The organism is Pseudalkalibacillus hwajinpoensis, from assembly GCF_039851965.1.
In the GTDB taxonomy this organism is placed as follows: Bacteria; Bacillota; Bacilli; order Bacillales; family Guptibacillaceae; genus Guptibacillus; species Guptibacillus hwajinpoensis_E.
This window is the reverse complement of record NZ_CP156674.1, coordinates 1,611,941-1,630,713: the sequence shown is the minus strand read 5'-3', so window position 1 is coordinate 1,630,713 and position 18,773 is coordinate 1,611,941. Positions and strand designations below refer to the sequence as shown.

At 41.3% G+C, this 18,773-nt stretch carries 22 protein-coding genes; 18 read left to right on the top strand and 4 right to left on the bottom strand.

The genetic code is table 11. From position 1 onward, the window contains the following. The first annotated feature begins 77 nt into the window (after window positions 1-77). The 8 genes from ABFG93_RS08370 to ABFG93_RS08335 all read left to right on the top strand — a co-directional run bounded on the left by ABFG93_RS08370 (window position 78) and on the right by ABFG93_RS08335 (window position 8,168). Complete coding sequence (locus tag ABFG93_RS08370) at window positions 78-1,112, top strand: ABC transporter permease (RefSeq protein ID WP_347552269.1); 1,035 nt, start codon at window positions 78-80, stop codon at window positions 1,110-1,112. After that, on the top strand, window positions 1,078-1,872 hold the full coding sequence (locus ABFG93_RS08365; protein ID WP_347552267.1) for an ABC transporter ATP-binding protein: 795 nt from the start codon (window positions 1,078-1,080) through the stop codon (window positions 1,870-1,872). Before ABFG93_RS08370 ends, ABFG93_RS08365 begins: the two co-directional genes overlap by 35 nt. A 135-nt stretch (window positions 1,873-2,007) precedes the next feature. After that, on the top strand, window positions 2,008-2,403 hold the full coding sequence (locus ABFG93_RS08360) for a thioesterase family protein (RefSeq protein ID WP_347552265.1): 396 nt from the start codon (window positions 2,008-2,010) through the stop codon (window positions 2,401-2,403). Window positions 2,404-2,428: 25 nt separating this feature from the next. Next, window positions 2,429-3,529 (top strand): Glu/Leu/Phe/Val dehydrogenase dimerization domain-containing protein, encoded by a 1,101-nt coding sequence (locus ABFG93_RS08355; protein ID WP_347552263.1) that lies wholly within the window; start codon window positions 2,429-2,431, stop codon window positions 3,527-3,529. A gap of 25 nt (window positions 3,530-3,554) precedes the next feature. Further along, window positions 3,555-4,622, top strand: coding sequence for a pyruvate dehydrogenase (acetyl-transferring) E1 component subunit alpha (gene pdhA, locus ABFG93_RS08350; protein WP_347552261.1), 1,068 nt, complete (start codon window positions 3,555-3,557; stop codon window positions 4,620-4,622). Continuing rightward, window positions 4,619-5,614, top strand: coding sequence for an alpha-ketoacid dehydrogenase subunit beta (locus tag ABFG93_RS08345; RefSeq protein ID WP_347552259.1), 996 nt, complete (start codon window positions 4,619-4,621; stop codon window positions 5,612-5,614). The genes pdhA and ABFG93_RS08345 overlap by 4 nt, the downstream gene beginning before the upstream one ends. Before the next feature lie 23 nt (window positions 5,615-5,637). Beyond that, window positions 5,638-6,756 carry a dihydrolipoamide acetyltransferase family protein gene (locus ABFG93_RS08340; RefSeq protein WP_347552788.1) on the top strand — a complete coding sequence of 373 codons (1,119 nt, stop codon included), beginning with the start codon at window positions 5,638-5,640 and terminating at the stop codon, window positions 6,754-6,756. Further along, the gene (locus ABFG93_RS08335) at window positions 6,756-8,168 is read left to right on the top strand and encodes a dihydrolipoyl dehydrogenase family protein (protein WP_347552257.1); all 1,413 of its coding nucleotides are present in this window, start codon (window positions 6,756-6,758) and stop codon (window positions 8,166-8,168) included. The genes ABFG93_RS08340 and ABFG93_RS08335 overlap by 1 nt, the downstream gene beginning before the upstream one ends. A 41-nt stretch (window positions 8,169-8,209) precedes the next feature. Here ABFG93_RS08335 and ABFG93_RS08330 read toward each other — a convergent pair whose 3' ends face one another. After that, on the bottom strand, window positions 8,210-8,779 hold the full coding sequence (locus ABFG93_RS08330) for a helix-turn-helix domain-containing protein (protein WP_347552255.1): 570 nt from the start codon (window positions 8,777-8,779) through the stop codon (window positions 8,210-8,212). A 101-nt stretch (window positions 8,780-8,880) separates the two neighbouring features. Between ABFG93_RS08330 and ABFG93_RS08325 the strand changes: the two genes are divergently transcribed. From ABFG93_RS08325 to ABFG93_RS08290, 8 genes are all read left to right on the top strand, one after another. Then, window positions 8,881-9,582, top strand: coding sequence for an AzlC family ABC transporter permease (locus ABFG93_RS08325; RefSeq protein WP_347552787.1), 702 nt, complete (start codon window positions 8,881-8,883; stop codon window positions 9,580-9,582). Beyond that, on the top strand, window positions 9,575-9,880 hold the full coding sequence (locus tag ABFG93_RS08320; RefSeq protein WP_347552253.1) for an AzlD domain-containing protein: 306 nt from the start codon (window positions 9,575-9,577) through the stop codon (window positions 9,878-9,880). Before ABFG93_RS08325 ends, ABFG93_RS08320 begins: the two co-directional genes overlap by 8 nt. Window positions 9,881-9,970: 90 nt before the next feature. Next, the gene (locus ABFG93_RS08315) at window positions 9,971-10,093 is read left to right on the top strand and encodes a hypothetical protein (protein WP_347552252.1); all 123 of its coding nucleotides are present in this window, start codon (window positions 9,971-9,973) and stop codon (window positions 10,091-10,093) included. 118 nt (window positions 10,094-10,211) lie between these two features. After that, the gene (locus ABFG93_RS08310; RefSeq protein ID WP_347552250.1) at window positions 10,212-11,081 is read left to right on the top strand and encodes a Cof-type HAD-IIB family hydrolase; all 870 of its coding nucleotides are present in this window, start codon (window positions 10,212-10,214) and stop codon (window positions 11,079-11,081) included. A gap of 145 nt (window positions 11,082-11,226) precedes the next feature. Beyond that, window positions 11,227-11,481, top strand: a complete 255-nt coding sequence (locus ABFG93_RS08305; RefSeq protein WP_347552248.1) for a hypothetical protein — start codon at window positions 11,227-11,229, stop codon at window positions 11,479-11,481. Between the two features lie 162 nt (window positions 11,482-11,643). Then, window positions 11,644-12,912: a M48 family metallopeptidase gene (locus tag ABFG93_RS08300; protein WP_347552246.1), complete on the top strand. Its 1,269-nt coding sequence runs from the start codon at window positions 11,644-11,646 to the stop codon at window positions 12,910-12,912. 150 nt (window positions 12,913-13,062) lie between these two features. After that, a complete protein-coding gene (locus tag ABFG93_RS08295; protein ID WP_347552244.1) occupies window positions 13,063-13,449 on the top strand; it encodes a YueI family protein in 387 nt (128 codons plus the stop codon). A gap of 2 nt (window positions 13,450-13,451) precedes the next feature. Further along, window positions 13,452-13,988 carry a redoxin domain-containing protein gene (locus ABFG93_RS08290; protein ID WP_347552242.1) on the top strand — a complete coding sequence of 179 codons (537 nt, stop codon included), beginning with the start codon at window positions 13,452-13,454 and terminating at the stop codon, window positions 13,986-13,988. Window positions 13,989-14,044: 56 nt separating this feature from the next. On the opposite strand, the gene ABFG93_RS08285 is transcribed toward ABFG93_RS08290, so the two are convergent. Then, complete coding sequence (locus ABFG93_RS08285) at window positions 14,045-15,379, bottom strand: DUF2254 domain-containing protein (RefSeq protein WP_347552240.1); 1,335 nt, start codon at window positions 15,377-15,379, stop codon at window positions 14,045-14,047. 156 nt (window positions 15,380-15,535) lie between these two features. Here ABFG93_RS08285 and ABFG93_RS08280 point away from each other — a divergent pair, with 156 nt between their 5' ends. Continuing rightward, on the top strand, window positions 15,536-15,709 hold the full coding sequence (locus ABFG93_RS08280; protein ID WP_347552238.1) for a hypothetical protein: 174 nt from the start codon (window positions 15,536-15,538) through the stop codon (window positions 15,707-15,709). A 221-nt stretch (window positions 15,710-15,930) separates the two neighbouring features. Here the strand turns inward: ABFG93_RS08280 and ABFG93_RS08270 are convergent, their stop codons facing one another. Further along, window positions 15,931-16,488, bottom strand: a complete 558-nt coding sequence (locus ABFG93_RS08270) for a histidine phosphatase family protein (RefSeq protein WP_347552233.1) — start codon at window positions 16,486-16,488, stop codon at window positions 15,931-15,933. A 202-nt stretch (window positions 16,489-16,690) separates the two neighbouring features. Between ABFG93_RS08270 and ABFG93_RS08265 the strand changes: the two genes are divergently transcribed. Continuing rightward, window positions 16,691-17,236 carry a GNAT family N-acetyltransferase gene (locus ABFG93_RS08265; protein ID WP_347552231.1) on the top strand — a complete coding sequence of 182 codons (546 nt, stop codon included), beginning with the start codon at window positions 16,691-16,693 and terminating at the stop codon, window positions 17,234-17,236. On the opposite strand, the gene cls is transcribed toward ABFG93_RS08265, so the two are convergent. Further along, on the bottom strand, window positions 17,233-18,732 hold the full coding sequence (gene cls / locus ABFG93_RS08260; protein WP_347552229.1) for a cardiolipin synthase: 1,500 nt from the start codon (window positions 18,730-18,732) through the stop codon (window positions 17,233-17,235). The two genes, ABFG93_RS08265 and cls, sit on opposite strands and share 4 nt — an antisense overlap. Window positions 18,733-18,773: the final 41 nt, after the last annotated feature.

Here is an 18,773-nt window from a genome sequence, read left to right as displayed (position 1 = left end):
GGCATCTTCTTTTTCGAACCTTTTTTAGGAAGTAGGTTGAAAGTTTCAATGTTTAAGGAAGAGGAGGAAAAGTAGGTATGGGCTCAGCGATGTTTGGTGCAGTAGAATCTGGCATTATCTATGCGATTATGGCACTTGGTGTGTATTTGTCATTTCGTATTCTCGATTTTCCGGATTTAACGGTTGATGGTAGTTTCGTTACAGGTGCAGCAATTGCTGCCATTCTTATTGTAAATGGTACAAACCCATTTTTTGCAACACTTTTGGCGATTGGAGCGGGTTTTCTGGCCGGGTGCATGACGGGCCTTCTGCATACGAAAGGAAAAATCAATCCGTTACTTGCTGGAATTTTGATGATGATTGCACTTTATTCAATTAACTTAAGGATTATGGGAAGATCGAACGTACCGCTCTTAAATGAAGAGTCGGTTTTTACACATATAGAAAGTGTGTTTGAAGGGATCGGCCTTGATGCACTTCTTGGAAATGTTGCATCAGCAATCGGTCTTGATAACCTCACGTCAACGTGGTCTGTTTTAATTATCATGCTATTTGTAACAGCACTTATTAAAATAATCACCGACTTATTTTTGAGGACGCAGATTGGGCTCGCGCTAAGGGCTACAGGAGACAACAAACGGATGATTCGCAGCTTTTCAGCAAACACGGATCAGTTAACGATTCTTGGGCTTGGTCTATCCAATGCGCTCGTTGCGCTTGCAGGTGCGCTAATTGCTCAGTATAGCTCATTTGCGGATGTTGGGATGGGAATCGGAATGATTATCATTGGCCTTGCTTCCGTCATTATAGGAGAAGCGATTTTTGGAACAAGGACTATTGCCATTACAACATTTGCTGTTGTCGGTGGAGCAATTGTATATCGTATCGTTGTAAGTCTCGCACTTCGTGTTGATTTTCTTGAAACAGGTGATATGAAGCTAATTACAGCTGTTATTGTTATTGCGGCTCTTGTACTACCTCAATTAATTGACGGACAGAAAGAACGTAGTCGTAAGAAGAGAAAGCGTCTCCAGCAAGAAATGAATTTGAAAAAAAAGAAGAATGGGGGCGAAGATTATGCTTCAACTAAATCAGATTCACAAAGTATTTAACGAAGGGACGCTTGATGAGAAAATCGCTTTAGAAGATATTAACTTAACACTGGAGTCAGGTGATTTTGTAACGGTTATTGGAAGTAACGGCGCTGGGAAATCTACACTGATGAATATGATATCAGGCGTGCTAACCCCGGATGTTGGGGATGTGTTTATTGATGAAAAGAAGATTACGAATTTACCGGAGTATAAGCGTTCGCGATTAATCGGCCGAGTCTTCCAGGACCCGATGGCCGGAACAGCGCCTTCTATGACGATTCAGGAAAACCTTGCTCTTGCCTACAACAGAAATCGCAGGCGGACATTAATGAAGGGCGTAACGAAAAAGCTCAAAACGACATTTCAGGAAGCGCTAGAGACGCTTCATCTAGGTCTAGAAGATCGGCTCTCTGCAAAGGTCGGGTTGCTTTCAGGTGGAGAACGGCAGGCGCTTTCCCTTTTAATGGCGACGTTTACAGATCCCAAAATGCTGCTCTTAGATGAGCATACGGCTGCACTTGATCCTGCAAGAGCTGCCCTTATTACGAAGTTAACTGGAGAAATAGTGGAGCGCACTCAATTGACGACGCTGATGGTAACCCATAATATGCAACAGGCCCTCGATCTCGGGAATCGTTTAATCATGATGGATAGTGGAAAAATCATTCTTGAAGTCGATGGAGAAGATAAACAAAACCTAACAATTGAAGCTTTACTGCATGAATTCCAACGAATTAAAGGTTCCAAGATGACGAATGATCGAGCGATCTTGGGCTAAAGGGAAAGAACCAATCAAGCAGATTGGTTCTTTCGTAATTTTTTGACAATTAATTGACGATTTATTATACGTAATGTTATTATATCGTTAAATAAACGTCATATATTTTAGTGTAATGGGTGGGGGTTAAAACCGATGAAAGACGGAATTTCAATTGGTCAACAGGCGGTTATCAATGCAGAAATAACGACTGAGATGTATGCACAATTTGAAGGTGAAATTATCCATCCCGCTTATTCAACTGTTTCAATGGTTTACCATATGGAATGGGCATCAAGACAGTTGATCCTTCCTTATTTAGAGGATGGAGAGGAAGGAATTGGTGGTGGAATAGAGATGAAACACCTTGGTTCTGCTAGCGCAGGGCAGTCGATAGAGGTGATTGCCACCATCATTAGTCTGACGCGTAAATCTGTTATCAGCAGCGTAGAAGTTCGAAGGGGTACAACTCTAATCGGGACCGGTCAGGTGGTTCAGTTTATTCTTCCTAAGAATGTTATTGAGGATAAATTAAAGAACATAAAAATGTAAGCGATTTCATAAAGGGGGGAGAATCGTGTTTGATCGGATTGTAGAGCATGAACAGGTACTTTTTTGCAATGATGCGGATACAGGGCTGAAGGCAATTATCGCCATACATAATACAACACTTGGCCCTGCGCTTGGCGGATGTAGAATGCGACCATATGAAACGGTTGATGACGCTATTGAAGATGTTTTACGACTGTCAAAAGGGATGACCTATAAATGTGCAGCAGCAGATGTGGATTTTGGTGGGGGGAAAGCAGTGATTATCGGGGATCCACTGAAAGACAGTACCCCTGAGCTTTTTCGAGCGTTTGGACAATTTGTAGAATCATTGAATGGGAGATTTTACACAGGTACCGATATGGGAACAACACCAGATAATTTCGTACATTCTTTACGAGAGAGTAATTGTATTGTTGGGGTACCCGAAGAATATGGCGGGAGTGGCGATTCATCAATCCCGACAGCGAATGGCGTATTGTATGGGATTCAGGCGACAAACAAGACGGTTTTCGGTTCTGAGGAATTTGGTGGTAGGACGTATGCGATTCAAGGACTTGGTAAAGTAGGTTTTAAAGTAGCGGAGATGCTTTTGGAAAAAGGGGCAGATCTCATTGTTTCAGATATTAATCCGCATGCGGTTGATCGTTTAATTCAGCGAGCGATTGAATTGAAACGCGGTGTGAAGGTGGCTTCTGGAGATGACATTTATGACTCGGATGCTGATGTGTTTGTACCATGTGCGCTTGGAGGTGGCATTAACGACCACACAATCCATAAGCTAAAGGTCAAGGCGGTTGTTGGTTCAGCGAACAATCAGCTTCTAACAAACGCTCATGGTGACCAACTTAACGAGCGAGGCATTCTTTTCGCACCTGATTATATTGTGAATAGCGGTGGGTTAATTCAGGTGTCAGATGAGTTATATTCCCCAAATCCGATGAGGGTTCTTCAGAAAACAAAAGCGATCTATGATACGCTACTCACGATTTTTGAACAGGCGGAAGCCCACTCATTATCCACGATTAAAGCAGCCAATTTTTTCTGTGAGCAGCGTATCGAAAGCAGGAAGCGGAGGAACAGTTTCTATGCTCATAAGAAACCTGGTAAATGGACTGTGCACTCCTAAATTTTAGTGCAGAGGGTGAACTTGAATGGATCTAATAGAGCAATTTCCGATGAGGCAACTTGTTGATGGAGATGGGAGACAAATCGAGGCCAATTCACATGTCACAATGGAGAATGCAAAACGGTTCTATGAACAAATGATGTTTTCCCGCATGTTCGATCAAAAGGCAATAAATCTTCAGCGACAGGGGAGAATTGGCACTTATGCGCCTTTTGAAGGTCAGGAGGCATCACAGATCGGAAGTGCTCTGGCCCTTGAAGATGGTGATTGGATGTTTCCAACCTATCGTGATCACGCGGCAACTGCCGCCTTCGGCCATTCTTTAGAGAGTATCTTCCTTTACTGGAAAGGGTGTATTGAAGGGTGTGTTCCGCCACCTGGAAAGCATATATTTCCGCCTTCCGTACCAATTGCATCGCAGATTCTTCATGCTGCAGGAGCGGCATGGGCTGAGAAAAAGAAGGGGAGCGATCGAGTTTCGCTCGTTTACTTTGGTGATGGGGCGACGTCTGAAGGGGACTTTCACGAAGGTTTAAATTTTGCGAGTGTTTTTCAAATACCTGTCGTGTTTTTTAATCAAAATAATGGTTATGCCATCAGCGTGCCACTTGAGCGGCAGATGAATTCAAAAACAATTGCACAAAAGTCTCTTGCCTATGATATGCCAGGAGTTCGAGTAGATGGGAACGATGTCTTTGCTGTTTATGCTGAAACAATGAAGGCAGTGGAGAGAGCGAGAAGAGGTACAGGACCAACGCTTATTGAAGCGGTAACTTGGCGATATGGAGCACATACGACGACTGATGAGCCATCGAAATATCGGGATCAGTCAGAAAGTGATCAGAGAAGAGAAACAGAGGATCCGATTTTGAGATTGGAGCGGTTTCTAAGAATAGAAAATGAATGGGACGAAGAGTGGGCACAACATATTAAAGAGAAGGCGAAAGAAAGGTTAAATGAAGCTGTAACCGAGATGGAAAAAACAGTGAAATCGGATGAAGCAATTATGTTCGATCATGTGTTTGGAACAGAAATTTGGCCTATTCAGGAGCAAAGGCATCGCTTTTTTCATGAGAGGAGTGAGAAAGCATGAGCATTGCGGTGAACTTGAAAAAGATGACGATGGTCCAGGCAATCACAGAAGCACTTAAAGTAATGCTTGAAGAAGATGAAGCTGTTATCGTCCTTGGTGAGGATGTAGGAAGAAACGGGGGCGTTTTTCGAGCAACAGATGGTCTATTTGATATTTTTGGAGATGACCGTGTGATTGATACGCCGCTTGCTGAATCTGGTTTAATCGGAACTTCAATCGGTCTTGCAATGAATGGCTTTAAGCCGGTTGTTGAAATTCAGTTTCTGGGGTTTATTTATCCTGGCTTTAATCAGCTAATTACGCATGCAACGCGAATTAGGACGAGAACACAAAGTCGTTATACTGTTCCACTAACGATCCGCGTTCCCTATGGTGCAGGTGTTAGAGCCCCGGAAATTCACAGTGATAGTACTGAAGCACTGTTTACTCATATTCCTGGTCTGAAGGTAGTCGTTCCTTCAAATCCTCATGATGCAAAGGGTCTTCTTATTAGTAGTATGAGAGATCCTGATCCTGTCCTTTTTCTTGAACCTATGAAAATGTATCGTTCAGGGAAAGGGGATGTCCCAACAGGAAGCTACTCGATTCCGCTTGGAAAAGCGTTCAGGCGTTGTGAAGGCGGAGACATTTCGGTTTTTGCCTGGGGTGCGATGGTGAAGGTCGCTGAAAAAGCAGCTGAAATGGCTAGTGAGAAGGGAATTGAATGCGACGTGATTGATCTTAGGACGCTTTATCCGCTTGATAAAGAAATGATTGCTGAATCTGTACAGAAAACAGGAAGAGCGGTCATTGTTCATGAAGCCCCTTCTTCTGGGGGTGTGGGCAGTGACGTAATCACGATTATCAACGATACATCTTTCCTTTACATGAAGGCGCCCATTAAGAAAGTAACGGGCTACGATACGCCTGTACCGCTTTTTACACTTGAAGATGATTATCTCCCGGATGACAGAAAGGTATTTCGAGCGATTGAGGAAACAGCTCGTTTTTAAAACGGAGGTGAGAGAATTTGGAAGTGAAGTTACACGACATTGGGGAAGGAATGGCAGAAGGTGAAGTTGTTCAGCTCCTTGTTGGCGCGGGGGATCTGGTTACAGTCGATCAGCCTCTTATTGAAGTTCAGACTGATAAAGTAACGGCTGAAATTCCTTCTCCCGTTGCAGGGAAAATTGACAATATACATGTTTCACCTGGAGAGATGGTAGAAGTAGGTGGTGTGTTGGTGACGATCTCTCCTATTCAGGAGATGAAAGAGAAAGAGAAAGCAAAACCTATGAAGCGGATTTTAGCTGCGCCTTTTACAAGGAAAATTGCGCGGGAGCTCGGTGTGGATATTGAAAAGATAACAGGAAGTGGTCCTGCCGGGCGGGTAATAGATGAAGATGTGATGAAGTATCTCGAGAACAATAGAGAGGACGAGCCAGCCCCAGCCGTCATAGAAGGGGCAACACAATCTATCTCGTTTACAAATCGTCGAAAACAAATTTCAGCAAAAATGTCTAAATCAATGCTCACGATTCCCCATGTCACCCATTTTGATGAAGCGGATGTGACAAATATACTGGAGATGAAGCAAGAGCTGAAAGAAAAAGGCGTCTCACTTTCAATTGTGGCTTTTTACATTAAGGCAGTGTGTACAGCGCTTAAGGACTTTCCCATTTTCAACTCTGAATTGAATGAAGAAGCCGGGCTTATTTATATGAAGCCACATATTAATATTGGAATTGCGGTCGATACGAAAGAGGGGCTCATCGTGCCTGTCATTCATCACTGTGACAAACTTTCCATCCGAGACATACATACAAAAATGAAGCAACTGAATGAAGAGGCATCACAAAATGGGCTTCGGTCAGAACAGCTTTCTGGTGGGACGTTTACGATTAGTAACACGGGTCCGCTTGGAAGTACTGGTGCGACGCCGATCATCAATTATCCTGAAGTAGGATTAATGGCGTTTCACAAAACAAAAAGAATGCCAGTTGTCATTAAGGAAGAGATTATGATCCGCTCCATCATGAATGTGTCCATGACGTTTGATCATCGAATTGCTGATGGAGGCACATCGATGCGTTTTACGAACCGAGTAATTGAATTGATTGCACATCCTTCCCTGCTTTTAACGGAGCTTACGTAATGGTAGTTGGAGAAATCATTCACGAAAAGGATCTCGTTGTTATTGGGGCAGGGCCAGCAGGGTATGAAGCAGCCATTCGAGCAGCAGAGTATGGCAGAGATGTCACACTTGTCGATCGCTCAAAAGCGGGTGGTGCTTGTCTCCACAGTGGATGTATTCCATCCAAGCTTCTGGCAATATCAGCAAGGAAAATGTGGGAGACAGCACCGGGTGTCAGGATGGAGCGAACGTTCTCCATGACAGACTGGCAAAGTGAAAAAACAGCTGTTATCGAATCGTTGAAAAAGGGGCTACATGGAAAGTTTAAATCGCAGGGGATTGAACTGGTAACAGGAAGTGCCTCTTTTCTATCAAAAAAGCGTCTCGGTGTTGAGCAAGGTGAAAAATTCGAAGTCTGGACATTTCAGAACGTAATCCTTGCTACGGGAAGTACCCCTCGTATTCCGATTTTTTTAAAGGAAGTTACTGATAAAGTGATACCCATAGAAGGGCTTTATAATCTACCTAGGATTCCACGCAAGCTGATAATCTTTGGGGCTGATACTTATTCGACTGAAGCAGCTAGCAGTTTTCAAGCACTCGGAGCTGACGTTACTCTGATAACGGAAGAGCGGACCCTGATGGGAGAACTGGATGAATCAATTGGACGGGAGCTAAAGCGTCAGTTTAAAAAGCAGGAAATCCGAGTAATAGCTGGTGCGAAGGATATTAAAGTGAATGAAGACGGTGAGTTGTTGAGCGTTGCGGTCATCGCTTCGGGAGAGCCCGTTCATTTGAGTGCTGATACTATAGGCTTTTCATCAGGTCGTAACAGCAATGTTCAATCACTCGGGCTGAAACAGGCCGATATTACGCTTACAGAGGATAATCACATCGAAATAAAAGAAACGTGTGAAACATCTATCTCCGGAATTTATGCGTGTGGCGATATAACGTTGGGAGCACCACTTGCAGCGAAAGCGATCCAGCAGGGGAAAACGGCTGCAGATCATTGTTGCGGTGTAGCAGCTGCTTTTTCACTGGATTTCATTCCTACAGTTGTTCATACTCAAACTCCAATTTCTTCTGTAGGCTTGACGGAAAGAGAAGCGGTAGAGGCGGGATACGAGGTTAGTACGAAGAGTCTTCCAATGCGTGCGAATGGATACGCAGCATTAAATCGCATGACAGAGGGGGTAGTGAAAGTCATCCGAGATCAAGAAAGCCATCTACTCCTGGGTTTTCATGTTATGGGAGCTGGAGCAGTCGAACTGATTGAAAAAGCTACCCTTGCCCTAGAAATGGCAGCCAGAGATGAAGATTTCACCTATCCTTATGTTCCACACCCTGGGTTTGGAGAATTATGGACGGAAGCAATTGACCTGTCTATTCAGAAGATAAGGAATGAAGAAATTATCGGAAAATCATTCTAAACAAAAACGCTCACCATTACGGGAGCGTTTTTCTAGTTATCCTATCTGATGGAAGAAGGATAGTGAATAATCATCATGGCTTTGCATAAGCCACCAGAGGGATTTCGATAGCAGTGTGGGTAATTGGCTGTGAATCTTAAACTTTCCCCTTCTGTTATTGTGTAAGAGTAGGTATCAAGATCAAGACGTATCGTTCCTTCCTCCACAAACAAATATTCTTCTACACCATCTGGATGTGGGTTAGAGTGATACTCACATCCAGGATCAAGTGTAATGTAGAACGCTTCGAATGATTTTCCAGGCTCCATTGGAAAAAGGGGAACGACTTTCATTTTTCCTGTTTCTTCAATGAGTGGCTCAATGTTATTTCGATTCACTTTTTTAATAATAGGCTGTTCCTCATCAAGGAACGCTGTAAATGAAACGCCGAGACCATTTGCAATTTTCCATAAAGTGTTGACAGTAGGATTTGATGCACCTTTCTCGATTTGGGCAAGCATAGGCTTACTAACAGAGCACCGAGCGGAAAGTTGGTCAAGACTTAATTTATTTTCAAGACGGAGCTTTTTGAGCTTCTCACCAATTTGCCTGGTCAACGAATGATTTTCCATAGGATTCTCCTATTCTCTAGTTGAAGATATGTAAAATATAACATACAATTAGTTTAATATATTTTACAGGTTGTTACAATGGGAGGGTTTTTATGCAAGCGATGACTGGTGTGATGAAAGGCGACTCTGGATTTACGCAGGGGCTTAAGGCTGGGGTTAGTATAGCCATTGGGTATATGCCTGTTGCTCTGACATTCGGATTACTGGCAAGAACAACAGGTCTCACTCTATATGAGTCGGTTTTAATGAGTCTACTCGTTTTTGCAGGGGCGGCACAGTATATTACTCTTAGCCTGCTCGCTATTGGAACGGGGGCATTTGAAATTATTTTTACGATTTTTATCGTCAATATTCGCCATTTATTAATGAGTGCCTCTATAAATGAAAAAGTAATCGATGATCTACCGTGGAAAAAAGCGCTGTATGCTTTTGGTATAACAGATGAAACTTTTACAGTAGCAGCTACAAAAGCTGGCTCGCTTACAACAGGTTATATGTATGGGTTATGTGTCATTTCATACTCAAGTTGGGTCATTTTTACTGGAGCTGGATATGTAGCAGGTGCTTCACTTCCAGGTGTTATTCAGCAAGGGATGAGCGTGGCGTTGTATGCGATGTTTGTTGGGCTGCTAATTCCCTCCGCTAAAAAAAGTCGTAAGGTGCTGGTTTTAGCAGGAATCGCTGCCTTACTAAATAGTGTTTTCGCAGCGGCGAGCTTATCAACAGGTTGGTCAATTGTTCTTGCAACCCTTCTCTCTTCAATTCTTGTTGAGTGGGTTATAGGGAGGAGACATCATGAATAGTACAATGCTCCTGATTATTTTAGGTTGTGCTGTTGTCACATACATTCCAAGAATGATTCCACTTGTGTTTTTTAAATCGGAAAACATTCCTTCCATCGTTCAAAATGTGTTAAAGAACGTTCCATTTGCCATTTTAGGTGCACTGATCTTCCCCGGCATTCTTACGATCAGCGATGACATCATGTTTGGTGTGATTGGAGCAGTGGCTGCTTTTCTAGTGGCGTATCTTGGTGCGAATCTCATTGTGGTAGTGATGTTTTCGGTTGGTGTTTTAAGCGTTTATGCTTACTTTTTTTAGTGAAAACACAATTGTTTTTATTCAATAATTAAGAATTTTGTGATATAAATAATTGAAACCCATTAATTGAGGTTACAAGGAGGAATGGCTATGCATTTGTTTCGCATCTTGATGGTTGGCTTCTTCTCAATGACTGCTTTGTCTCTTGTGTGGTTCCAATCAGTCGAAATCCTTTCCTCATTCATTGACTTCTTCTTTCATAATAAGAGGTAACGCTTACAAAAGAGCTTGTTTAAAAGCTCTTTTTTTTCTTTTGGAGGAAACTACTGCTACAATGATGCTGAGTTAGGTTAAAATAATCAAACAAGACGAAGAAAAGGATGTTGTTCAAATGAGATGTATTTCAATTGATATGGATGGAACTCTTTTAACAAAAGAACAAACGGTAAGCTATGAGAATGTGAATGCAATCCGAGAGGCGCAGAGTCAGGACATAACAGTTGTTCTGAATACAGGGAGAGCCTATGACGGAGCGATGAAGCCACTTGAAGGAAGCGGGTTAACGCTTCCGGTTATTTGTTATAATGGAGCAGAAATTCGTTCTAATGAGGGTGAAATACTCCACGCTATTTACCTTAGTGATGAACAGGTTCAATCAGTAAAAGAGATCTTGGATAACGAAGGCATCTATTACCAGCTTTTCACAAATAAGGGAGTCTTTACTCACGATTATGAGGGGACACTGGATTTAATTGTGGATATGATGAAAAGTTCAAACCCTGAGTTAACCAAAGAGGAATTAAAAGTTGGTTCAGAGCGGCAGTTTGAAAGCTTATCACTTAAGATTATTGATGACTTTAACAATCTACTTGGCGATAAAGATCTTCATGTCTATAAGTTCCTAAGTTTTTCATTTGATGAAGAGCGTTTACAGCGTGCTTCGGTTGAAACGGATAAGGTTAAGAAGACCGTTGTTACATCATCTGGAAAAGAAAACCTTGAAATTAACCACGAAGATGCACAAAAGGGTATTGCCCTCGAAACCTTTATAACTCAGCATGGGCTTGATATGAAGAAAACAGCAGCGATTGGTGATAATTACAACGATCTATCCATGCTAAAAATGGCAGCATATTCTGTTGCAATGGGGAACGCTGATCAAGAAATTAAAAACCATGCCTCATTTGTAACAAAAAACAATGAACATGATGGGGTAGCCCATGCGATCTATAAAATAATGGATGAGGATTTATTGGCGTAAACCACTTCATCTTTCGCAAAATGTTTGATTTTCGTAGCAGCGGGAATCCCTATTTACAGGAAGGGATTCCCAACTAAATGGAGGGTTTCCGGTACCTTTTACTTGCAGTCTTTGAAATACTCTGCCAAAGGAGCTGGAAACAATTATGATGAAACCAACTGAAATTGAAGAGAAAGCCACCTGTAGAATGTGTGACACTGAGTACACCTGGTTTATCCCTCTTGCTAAGAAGGAAAGTCCTCCTCAGGACGCACGGGTTGAAGCAACAGGGATTACTACGAAAAGTAGCCAGGCACCTATTGTCGAACTTCACGTCCTTGCAGAATGCCCGACATGTGGCATTGTAAATCGATTTGACCACACCTATGATCGTTCAAATGTATACGTTGAAAGTGAATAAATAGTAGGGAAGCCGACATATGAGTCGGCTTCTTTTTTTACCATCTAACGGGAGTCGGCTTGCTTCGATCACCACAACTGGATATGATGAAGCAAAGCTAGTTCTAAAATGATGATTTGCTCGTACTATTGATAGAGAGATCGCATCGGGAGGAGAATGATCATGAAGAAACGGATAACCTGGATTATTCTAAGCTTCTTCGTATATGCCCTCTTCATGGGGCTTTATTTGTTTTACTGGGCTGACTTTGGCGTGCCAGAAGCCTATCAGGGAACAGCTGCAGATCCCGCAACTTTTATGACTGAGCGACAGCTGGAATTATCTGAAGAATATTCACGTTACAGAAGTTTCTTATCATTTATTGCGATACCGTATGAATGGCTAATTTATCTTGGTATTCTTGGCTTCGGACTATCAAGGCTGTTCAAGCAATTTAGTGAAGGTGTTTCCCGAAAAAGGTTCATTATCATCCCTTTGTATATGATTCTATTGACGGCTTTTACATGGATTTTAACCTTCCCTCTCCACTATTGGGCAAGATCATTATCAGTTCGGTATGGCATTAATACTCAGTCATTTTCAGGATGGATGAAAGATGAAATGATATCATTCTGGATTGATGTAGCACTTACGTCGCTTATCATAGGTGTCCTTTACGCCCTTATGAAACGCTTCAAAAAGAAATGGTGGCTTGCGGCATGGGGGTTGATGATACCCTATCTTGCTTTTATGATGTACATTCAGCCGGTTCTCATTGATCCCCTATATAATGACTTTACATCGTTATCAGATAAAGCGCTGGAAGAACAAATTCTTTCGATGGCAGAAACAGCTGATATTCCAGCCGACCGGGTATTTGAAGTGAACATGTCAGAGAAGACCAATGCGATGAATGCATATGTATCAGGAATTGGCTCTAACTTACGAATAGTGCTATGGGATACAACAACGAATAAGTTAGATGACGATGAAGTTCTCTTTATAATGGCTCATGAAATGGGCCACTATGTCATGAATCACCTGTATGGAAACCTGTTTGGTGCCCTTGTTTCAAGTTTAATTGGACTTTATCTTGCTTATCGCCTTCTAGGTGGCATGGTAAGGAAATGGGGGGATTCATGGGGGGTTTCGTCCGCTTCTGATCTCGCATCTCTACCTGCGTTGTTTCTTTTATTCTCGATGATGTCCTTTATTGCAAGTCCTCTTGAGCTTGCGATTTCAAGGAATGCGGAAATGAAAGCAGATCAGTATGCTATTGAAATGACTGGCGACGTTGATGCAGCGGTTGGATCGTTCCAAACGCTAACCGTCAATAGCTTGAACGAAGTGAATCCGCCATTTCTTGTGAAATATTTAAAATATGGTCATCCAACGATGATGGAACGGCTCGTAATGCTAAACGAGTATGAAAAAGACGCTCATTCTGAATAATTCAGAGTGAGCGTTTTTCTTTCACTTTAAGAATCGTTCAAATTATTATAGGATTAACATATAAGTAAAATGAAACTTTAGCCAGAACATGGCATTGAATGATAACTCTGTGAGAAAATAGAAGTATTCTTTCAAGATGAGGTGGCAAACGTGAACGAAGACATTAAGCGAGTACTTGATGCAGGTATACATGGCACGCCAGAATTAAAGCCTGCAGAAAAAGCACTATATTTATCAACGTTCAGAGAGCGAGTTTATGTTGCATTAACAAAGAGACAGGTTGCTCAAAAGGACGTTTATAAGGAAGTTAGTGACGAGATGAAGCGAGTTCGTAGCGGCATTCTTTATCTTAATGGTGACTTGCCCTATTCGATGCTCTCGAAATACATTAAAGAAGCGAGCAAAAACAATCTTTCATTTACGATTGTAAATGATAAAGAAACAGATACGCCGCTTGGCCTTGTGCTCGCTTCAAAACAAAATGCGATTGAGCGAGAAGAAGTGTTTGTTCGCGATGATCGCTTTCAATTGGATTGAATATGACTAAGAAAGAACGCAAGCAGATGCTGAAAAAATTTGTTCTGGTTGTTCTTGCTATTGCGCTTGGCTGGGGCATATATAGCACAATCATAGCGGACAGAAGCGTAGGTACAGAAGTTGGCGATAAAGCCGCAGACTTTACTCTAACTACGCTTGAAGGGGAAGAAGTGACGCTTTCGGATTATGAAGGAAAGCCTGTGTTTTTAAATTTCTGGGCAACCTGGTGCCCGCCATGTAAAGAAGAAATGCCGGACATACAGAATTTCGCTGATGTGCACGGTGAAGAGGTGACTGTTCTGTCTGTTAACTTCACGAAGTTTGAGCCTGATAAAGAAGCGATTCCTGCATTTGTAGATTCAAATCAACTCAGGTTTCCAATTTTGATGGATAGAGAAGGTACAGTAGGCGAGAAGCTTTACAAGGTTATTTCAATGCCAACCTCATTTATGATTGATGGTGAAGGAATCATACGTGAGAAAAGAGTAGGTCCGCTCACACTAGAGGATATGGAAAACTGGCTTGATCAAGTAAAATAAAACGGCCTTAATTGAGGCCGTTTTTCATATGCTCTTAAAATAAAAATGGTGAAAGATTAAGGACGTTCAAGCGGCTTGAACGCCTCATGAAAGCCGGTAGCAAAAGAAAGTTTTTCAAGCTTCTCGTTAATGAAACGGCGATCAAACTCATCTAGAACGTTCGGGTCAAAGCCTCTTATAACAAATTGACCAAATTCCCAGATCGTTTCATGAGTATCATGCTTATTGCCATCGGCTGCAAGCTCCAACGAGTGAAGGATAGAGCCAAGAACAGAAACGTCTTCTCTCGCATAATGCCGTATTTGATAAAAACTTTTATAAAGATACGTACTATACATTACAGGTTTTGTGATCACTCGAAGGTTTTTATGTTCATCGTGGTAAAGAGGATGTGGAATATGTTTTTGACCAAGCAGGGACAGTACTCTTCCAAGCCTGTTAATACAGTTAATAGCAGTGTTAGGATCATTTATTCCAGGTGAAATTGCTCTGAGGGCAATTTCAACTAGCTTTTGAATTCCATATTCGATGTCTTGATCGGTTGTTCGTTCTGTTCCTAAGGAAAGCGCATTGAGTAGTTTATTATGGTCCGGCGTATCCATAGTTGTCCAATAAGAAAAGATGACTGTCCCCTCATCTACAAATTCACCAATGTCTCTCTCAAGCCGTATAATAAAATCTTGTCTTGTAGCGGTTTGTATTAATTCCGTTATATCCATATTTTGAAGATAGCCAGACTTTGTTGAGCGTATAGTTACTGGGTTCTTCATTTTAATCTCTTCGATTTCCCAGGAGTCAAAGGAGGCAATATCACCTTGATTCGCCTTTTCAAAATCTTTGAAAGTCCGATTAATTGTTGTAAGTGTGTTACTCGTTATATGTTGAATTAAATTTCCAACAAGAATCCAGTTCGAGACATGATGAATGAAGAATACGAAAAAAGCGACGCACACAATGGCGTAAATCACTGCAAAGACAGGTGCAAGGTAGACGACATCTTTCTGACTGCTTTGCTCAATTAATAGCAAAAGGATAATAAAATAAATAATTCCGCCGACGAAAATACCTAAAACGCGTTTGGTGATGCGATCGGTAATGAAGTTCTGAAGTGTACGAGGAGAAAAATTGGATAGATAAGTAGTAAGAACAACCATAATGGTAGAGAACGTAATCGTAGTCATAGTTAACATAGATGAAACAAGTGTGCTTAGAATCGTAACGCTCGTATCATAGGATGCAAAGAAGAAGTAAGGTAGCCCCACCGCATCTCCCCCGATGATATACCTATCAAAAAGAAGTGTGATAATTGCTGCGACAAATGCTCCTGCACCATAAAAAGTAGGGATAAACCAGAAACTAGAACGAATTCTTTTGAATTTATTGTGCTCCATAGATGACCCTTTCCTTCACAACCAGGTTTATACATTAGTATGTGAAAAGAGGCGGCTTTTTCATACAAAAATCCTTTCAGCATTTAGAAAAGCATTTTATTTAGCTGTCGATAGGGGTATAGAAAAAAGAAAAAGCTATAGGAAGGGGAACGAAGCATGAGGATAGATCAAACGGGGCTATATGGGAATGTGCAAGATAAAAGGTATGAGTACTGGGTTGTTGAATCGGATCATATAAAAATTATGGTTTCCTGGATTAGCTGGGGTGTTCCACAGGACCAAATTGAAAAGTGGAAAGAACAAATGATGTTATCAGGCACGTCTTCCTGAATATTAAAAATCAAACCTCCCTTTACAAGGAGGTCATTTTTTTGCTTCTTTTTCCATAAGCCTTTTAACAGTGTCTTTTGGTTCCCAGCAATTAAATTGATAGGTTGGTCTGGTTTCAAAACCTAGCCTCGCACAACGATAAGAAGTTCGCTTCTGTTTAATGACCTTAAAATGAATGCACGTAGCACAGCAGTGAAAACGAGAATGGAGGTAAGACACGATTAAATATTCCCTTCAAAAAAGAGGTGTTCCATTGAGACAAGTTGATCATCTTCAAAACAAAGACAGTAAACATCAGGATTAGTAAGTCCCTTCCATGCTTGAAAACCATAAGTATTGTCGAAATGATTCAAAATTAAAGTAAAAAGGTTACCGTGTGTCATTACAAGGGCAAATTCTTTAGTGATGTCTAATGCTTCAAGGACTGTTTCGATGCCCCTATTGGCAGCTTTTTCACTGGACTCTCCCCCCTGAAGTTTGTAAGTAAAGTCATTGAAGGTTTTCTCGAGCTCTTCATGCCAGTTTTCAAGCTGCTCTCCTGATAAGCGTCTTTCTTCCAGACGGTCATCGAGTGTAATTGGCTTATCCAATTGAAGAGCTAGGGGTTCAATTGATTGAATTGCTCTCAGGAAAGGGGAGCTAAATAGTTTATCGAAAGGAATTGATGCAAGCTTTTGGGCCAATTCAACGGCCTGATTTCTACCTTCTGGGGATAAAGAAGCATCAGCCTCCTGTCCTTCTGCTGCGCAGTGCCTGGTAAGGTAAAGTTTTTTTAACAACACAATCACTCCCGATTTAGCGCTCTTATTAAAATTTTATCATGAGAGAATAAAAACAAAAAGAATTTCGAGAATAATGAAACTTTTTCATCGGTTAATCGTCTAAAGATAGACCCCTTTTTAATAAATACCCCTGCTTAGAGAGCGCATGTCCGCGTTCTTTAAGCCTTTTTTTTAAAGCTTATTGAATGGAGTGACAATAGTGGAGGAGTTTCCCGTCCTTTTTACTGATCGATTGAAGTTAAGAGAATTAAATGATGGAGATATCCTGGTTTTACTATCGATTTTTTCGAATCCCCATACAATGAAATATTACGGTAGTGATGTTATGGAAGGGTTAGAAGAAGCAGAAGGCATGGTAATGAGCTTTCGTAATGGTTTTGAAAATCAACAGGTTTTCCGATGGGGAATCGAGCGACGAGACAATGGCGAGATAATTGGCACTTGTGGTTTTCATAATCGTGCTAAACGGGTGAGACGAATTGAGATGGGTTATGAACTTAACGAAGATGAAGAAGGCAAAGGGTATATGACGGAAGCTATGTCTGCCATCATTCCCTTTGCCTTTGATCATCTTCATGTAAATCGGATTGGCGCTCTCATTCATCCCAATAATTTGCCTTCACGTAAACTTGTGAAAAGACTTGGGTTTCAGGAAGAAGGATTACTTCGAGAATATGTGTACGCTGGAGGAGCTTATATGGATTTAATCATGCATTCACTTTTGAAAAGAGAATGGCCTCTTTAAAGTACAGGTGAGAAAAGCCTTGCGAATGATTCCTTAGTGCGGTGCATCAATCCACGCTCACTATAGGAATCTTTCGTCACTTTAATAGAATCATTTAAGTCATTATTATAGGCTTTCAACAAGTCGCTAACAGTACTTGCTTGAATAAGAAATAAGTTCACTTCAAAATTCAAATTCAATGAGCGCATATCCATATTTGCCGTCCCAACAGTAGCGAGGTCATCATCAACAATCATGATTTTTTGATGAAGGAAACCCCTCTGGTACATATAAATTTCTACGCCATTATCTAGCAGCTCTGAGAAGTATGACCTCGTTCCGTATTGTGTTAGAAATCCATCACTAATTTCAGGAACGATGAGCTTAACGTCAATTCCTCTCATCGAGGCCATTGCGAGTGCCGTTCGAATCGCTTTATTTGGAACAAAATAAGGTGTTGCAATCCATACGCGTTCTCTTGCATTGGTAATTAAACTAAAGTACAGATCTGACATCGCGCCACGTTTTGTATCCGGTCCGCTTGCAACGAGCTGAGTACCACCATCTCCTTTTACGTCGTATGTTTCAAGATATTTACCTGTGAGCAGTTCTTCTCCACACATATATGACCAGTCCATTAGGAAAACGCCGTGCAGTGCGGAGAGTATTTCACCTTTCACAAGAAGATGCGTGTCACGCCAGTACCGCATGTTGTTCATATCACCCGCATATTCATCGCCAATATTGAGACCCCCGACAAAGCCTGCTTTTCCATCAATTACGATGATTTTACGGTGATTACGGAAGTTAACGGTTTGATTCACAAACCCATATTTTATCGGAAGAAATTGCTGAACTTTAGCGCCTGCATCTCTTAAAGCATTTTTAGAAGCCCTTGAAAGATTATGACTACCAATTGAGTCATAAAGGACTCTTACTTCAACGCCTTCTTTTGCTTTTTGTACAAGTAAGTTAATAATTGAAGTCCCTAACTTATCTGAACGGAACGTATAATATTCCATATGGATATAGGTTTCTGCTTTACTAATTTCTTCTTTAATAGTAGAGAAAGTCTCGCCTCCATTTAGTAAAAGCTTCGTACTTGAACGCATGCTAATCGGGCTTGATACCATCGTCGCAATTAAATTTGAAAAGTTTTGGTTCCGCTCTGTCAACTCATACCATTGATCGGAGGCTGGGAAATTGACGTATTGTTTGAAGAATTCAAGTCCATTCGTTCGCTTCTCTTTAAATAAATGTCCTTTTACCTCAAGTTGGCCAGAAAATAGAAAGAATACGTAGCCGATAATCGGAAAGAAGATTAATACATAAATCCAGAGAAGGGTTTTATATGGAGAACGTCCTTCAAGTAAAAGTACAAATAGGATTGACATAAGGATTGCAATATAGAGGAATCCTGAGAACCATTTCATTTCTTGAGATAAGGATGTAAAAAAAATAATATAGAGAGAAGTTGTCATGAGCAGGAAAAAAATAATTTGTCTCGTTTGCTTCATAAATAGACCACCTAATTAGAAATTTGGACGAAAAAAAGTAA